6 protein-coding genes and 1 pseudogene are annotated in these 4,265 nt (G+C 33.0%); 4 read left to right on the top strand and 3 right to left on the bottom strand.

Translation table 11 applies throughout. The annotated features are described in order from the left end of the window. The first annotated feature begins 141 nt into the window (after nucleotides 1–141). From AB3X49_RS18530 to AB3X49_RS18540, 3 genes and pseudogenes are all read left to right on the top strand, one after another. Nucleotides 142–765 (top strand): acetylglutamate kinase, encoded by a 624-nt coding sequence (locus AB3X49_RS18530; protein WP_367963902.1) that lies wholly within the window; start codon nucleotides 142–144, stop codon nucleotides 763–765. Nucleotides 766–894: 129 nt separating this feature from the next. Further along, a pseudogene (locus tag AB3X49_RS18535) lies at nucleotides 895–1,252 on the top strand (cytoplasmic protein). A 137-nt stretch (nucleotides 1,253–1,389) separates the two neighbouring features. Then, the gene (locus AB3X49_RS18540) at nucleotides 1,390–1,842 is read left to right on the top strand and encodes a hypothetical protein (protein ID WP_002012998.1); all 453 of its coding nucleotides are present in this window, start codon (nucleotides 1,390–1,392) and stop codon (nucleotides 1,840–1,842) included. 51 nt (nucleotides 1,843–1,893) lie between these two features. Here AB3X49_RS18540 and AB3X49_RS18545 read toward each other — a convergent pair whose 3' ends face one another. Together AB3X49_RS18545 and AB3X49_RS18550 are read right to left on the bottom strand one after the other, a co-directional pair. Continuing rightward, the gene (locus AB3X49_RS18545) at nucleotides 1,894–2,079 is read right to left on the bottom strand and encodes a hypothetical protein (RefSeq protein WP_002085081.1); all 186 of its coding nucleotides are present in this window, start codon (nucleotides 2,077–2,079) and stop codon (nucleotides 1,894–1,896) included. A 126-nt stretch (nucleotides 2,080–2,205) separates the two neighbouring features. Continuing rightward, a complete protein-coding gene (locus AB3X49_RS18550; RefSeq protein WP_002012995.1) occupies nucleotides 2,206–2,655 on the bottom strand; it encodes a DUF6884 domain-containing protein in 450 nt (149 codons plus the stop codon). 319 nt (nucleotides 2,656–2,974) lie between these two features. Here AB3X49_RS18550 and AB3X49_RS18555 point away from each other — a divergent pair, with 319 nt between their 5' ends. Next, nucleotides 2,975–3,163 carry a DUF4017 family protein gene (locus tag AB3X49_RS18555; RefSeq protein WP_367963906.1) on the top strand — a complete coding sequence of 63 codons (189 nt, stop codon included), beginning with the start codon at nucleotides 2,975–2,977 and terminating at the stop codon, nucleotides 3,161–3,163. A gap of 129 nt (nucleotides 3,164–3,292) precedes the next feature. Here the strand turns inward: AB3X49_RS18555 and ppaC are convergent, their stop codons facing one another. Then, nucleotides 3,293–4,222: a manganese-dependent inorganic pyrophosphatase gene (ppaC, locus tag AB3X49_RS18560; RefSeq protein ID WP_002032629.1), complete on the bottom strand. Its 930-nt coding sequence runs from the start codon at nucleotides 4,220–4,222 to the stop codon at nucleotides 3,293–3,295. Between the last annotated feature and the right edge of the window lie 43 nt (nucleotides 4,223–4,265).

Consider the following 4,265-nt stretch of genomic DNA (forward strand, 5'->3'; position numbering starts at 1 on the left):
TTCATATATATCATAAGTGTGTTTTTTATTCCCCTTCAACTTTCTCCTTTTCCAACTCTCAAAAAATCTCTTGGACACGTAACTTAAAAATAACGTTTATCATATTGTGAGATATACATGTTCAAAGGAGTGTAACTATTTATGTATACTTATTGGCAATCGTATTACTCCCCTTATCATATCACTAATGGAAACCTCGATTCATTTGTACGAAATTACCGAGTTAGTAAAAACGAAAACTTTCTAAAAGGATATATGCGTTCTTTATGGGAACAACACGTTGCTTGGACACGATTAGCCATTATAGGCATCATCTTTAACTTGCCCGACGTAAACGTTACCGTTGGACGTCTTCTACAAAATGCAACACACATGGGGCTATCACTTGAACCATTCTACGGAGAAAATGCAGTAAAAAAATATAGTGCATTAATTAAAGACCACTTAACAATCGCTGCTGATCTTGTTAAAGCCGCAAAAGCTGGTGATCAAAACGAAGCGGCCGCTATAGAAAAGAAATGGTACGCTAATGGAGACGAAATTGTTGAGTTTCTAACTAGTATCAATCCACATATAGAAAAAGAAGAATTTAGAAAAATGTTTTATGAGCATTTAGCGTTAACGAAAGCGGAAGCACTTGCCTTCCTAAATAAAGATTATGATGCCAGTGTAAAACTATACGATAAAATTGAAAAAGAAGCATTAGAAATGGCCGACATGATAACAGACGCAATCGTAAAACAATTTCCGCAAGTATTTCAATAAAAATAAGCCGATTTGAAAAAACAAATCGGCTTATTTAGTTTTCTATCAATGATATTTCACTACTCCTCTTTACATTTAACGTATATCGATATATTTTATTAATATCCGTTTTTTATAGGAGGAAATAGTTTGATTAACGCAATTGGTCTCGTATTTATTCTCACAAATAAGCACGAGAAAAAGAAGAAAGTTTATCTGAATGAAAAATTCGCATTAATAGACATTATTTGATTCTAAAGAAGTATTTGATGATGAAGGTAACTCATTAGTAGAACTAACATGTAAATACAGCATATACTTAGATGAAAAATACTATTGTAAATCTCTCGATGATTATACTGGACAAGTATTCCCCTTCTTAAGCACAAAAATAGGAAAGGGACTTCTTAGAAACTTAAATTATTACTTTTCTTACGTTGATGCCTATGATAAAAAACCACCTGTTAAAGAAATAAGACCGCTTATGAAACAAGTAACTAACAGATAGCGGACAGTATTCAAAAAGAAAGCACCTAACTTCAGATGCTTTCTTTTTTTGAATCAGTAACTCTCTAACTTTCATCTCCTTCTAAATATATATACCCAAGCATACTTTAAAATAAAAACATTGGAGGATTAGGCTGAATGAAATATTCAGAATCAATCGTAAGTAAACGGCTTCGAAAACTTAAAACAACTGGTATGTTTTTTATACTATTTTTAATCGCCTGGCTTGGATATACAAAATTCCTTTATGGAAATGGTTTTCTTCTAGAAAAGAAAAATTCAGTTGAAGTAATGAATACTAGCGTTACTGGAGAAATAGAAAAGAATTTCGATGTAAACTTACAAGGTTTTCGTAAAACAAACCTTGATACACTTATAGATGCTAGTAAAACCGATCCTAGCGAACTATCCTTAATTGAACTTATCAACACATCTTGTTCTAAAGATTGCATTGGCGAGCCTTTAACTTACGTTAAATCAAACCACGGATATATCTTTTATAAGGAATCTAATGGTACTAATGTAGCTTTAAAAATTATAAAACAGGATTCATGGGAAATTGAAAAAAAATCTGTTCAAGATGGAATTTAAAAGGTTTATACACAAAAAGAGTACTTACTTCGAAGTACTCTTTTTAAAATATTACCACTTACGACATTTATCATCATCGTCGTCACGTTTACGATTGCGACGGCAATCATCACAATCACAGTCACGTTTACGTCTACAACCACAATCATCACAATCTCTGCGTCTACATCTTCCAAACATTAAATCATCCCAAAATCTATTACAATCTCTGCGTCTACAACCACAATTATTACACATGAATATGACTCTCCCCTCAATAGCGTTCATCATATTCTATGTTTAAAAACGTAAAAAGGCTTGTTTACTAGTCTATTTTAAATGTATTAATTTGGTATAATTTGAATCTATATTACTAATTTATCCCTATACTTCCTTCTGCGCTTCCACTGCCCCATTCAACCTCTGCAACATATACCCAATTCCTTTACACCCTTCTAATGGATATGTAATGATTTCTTCTGGATATAGCTTCGTCACAACTTTTTTATGCTTCTTCCCTGCAAGTAATACTATTTCATCAAACTGAAGTAAATCTTTATCAATCATCTGTTGTTTTAATTGATCTATGCTAATAATCTCATTACTATTTGAATCAAATGCAAGATCATAATTTCCCTTTACAATATCATTTGGTCTTAAAAATCCATGCTTTGCTGATAATATAACCCAATTCTCGAAAAACTCAGTTGCATACGCCTGACATGCTTTTCCGAATGGACTAATATATACATCTTTTGCCTCTGCCTCTCCGTAATCTGAGTACTTATCCCAAATTTTCTTCTTTCCGCATGGAATTATGCATAACCTTTTCATCGTTATTTCTTACCTCGATTCTATATTTCTTATGAAATATCAATTTTTCAGTACATTTTTTTACAGAATACTATATACTTATCTCGAAAGATAAAATTACATTATATCCTATATTTGGTTTAATTTATTTCAGAACAGTCTATTAAGCATATGTATTATTACATAAACACACCGTACTAAAGTCACTTTCATACAGCATGCAGACTCCTCATCCTTTAGTGAATTTGTAAAGATTTCGTAAAATCAAGTACACTTAATCTCCCAATCTCTATTCAATAGTACACTATATAAATGTAGTATAAAAAGGAGGTGAACAACTATGAAAAATATACTCCCAGCATTATTAGCTTATATTATTGTTTGTATCATCGCGATTATCATTCCAGCATCTGAGGGCTATAATACTGTAGGTTGGAAATTCTTTGTTGGGCAAGCGTACGCAATACCTATTTTCATTCTTGCTGCTATTATCACATTTTATATAAATAAGAAACGATCTTATGAATAAATGATAAGAAGGATAGCTATTGCTATCCTTTTTTATTTCCATCCAATAGGCTTTTCTGTAATTTTATAATAAAAAGGACAAGTAGCCAATATGACTACTTGTCCTTTCTTTTATCCATACTCAATAATATTAAGCTTGGAATGTTTCTGTTAGTACAGGAACGATTTGTTTTTTACGAGATACAACACCTTTTAAAGTAGCTGTGTTGTTTTGTAATGTTACGTTGTAAGCTTTCTCAACAACGTTTGTTGCTTTACCAATCGCAAGACCAACAGAATCGTTAGTTAAGATATCAGTTACAACGAATAAGAATAGGTCCAAACCTTTTTCTTCTACTACTGTAGTGATAACTTTTTCAAGTTCTGCTTGGTGTACAAGAACGTCGTTTGTATCAACAGCGTTTACTTGTGCGATTTCAACTTTCGCGTTACCCATTTGGAATTCTTTAGCGTCAAGAGAGATTAATTGCTCCATTGTTTTTCCGCTTAAATCAGCACCAGCTTTTAACATTTCTAAGCCGTAGCTATCTGCATCTACACCAGCGATTTCCGCTAATTCACGAGCTGCTGCTACGTCTTGTTCTGTGCAAGTTGGAGATTTGAATAGTAAAGAATCTGAAATGATTGCAGATAACATTAAACCAGCAACTTCTTTACGAATTGTAACGCCATTTTCTTTGTACATTTTGTTTAAGATTGTAGCTGTACATCCAACTGGCTCACAACGGTAGTAAATAGGATCGCTTGTTTCAAAGTTAGCAATACGGTGATGGTCAATAACTTCTAACACACGAACAGATTCGATATCGTTAGCACTTTGTTGACGCTCGTTATGGTCAACTAAAATAACGTTGTCCACTTCGTTTGCTACTGTCTCAACAAAACGCGGTCCTTCTACTTTAAAAGAGTCTAACGCAAATTGAGTTTCACCACTGATTTCGCCTAAACGTACAGGCTCAGCATTCATTCCTAATTCTTTTTTCAATTCTGCATAAGCAATCGCAGAACAAATTGCATCTGTATCTGGGTTTTTATGCCCGAAAACTAGTACTTTTTCCATGTTTTCCACCTCTTCATGAAAAGGATATCTTAAAGAAGCAAAT

Source organism: Bacillus sp. C30, from assembly GCF_040838255.1.
Taxonomy (GTDB): Bacteria; Bacillota; Bacilli; order Bacillales; family Bacillaceae_G; genus Bacillus_A; species Bacillus_A mycoides.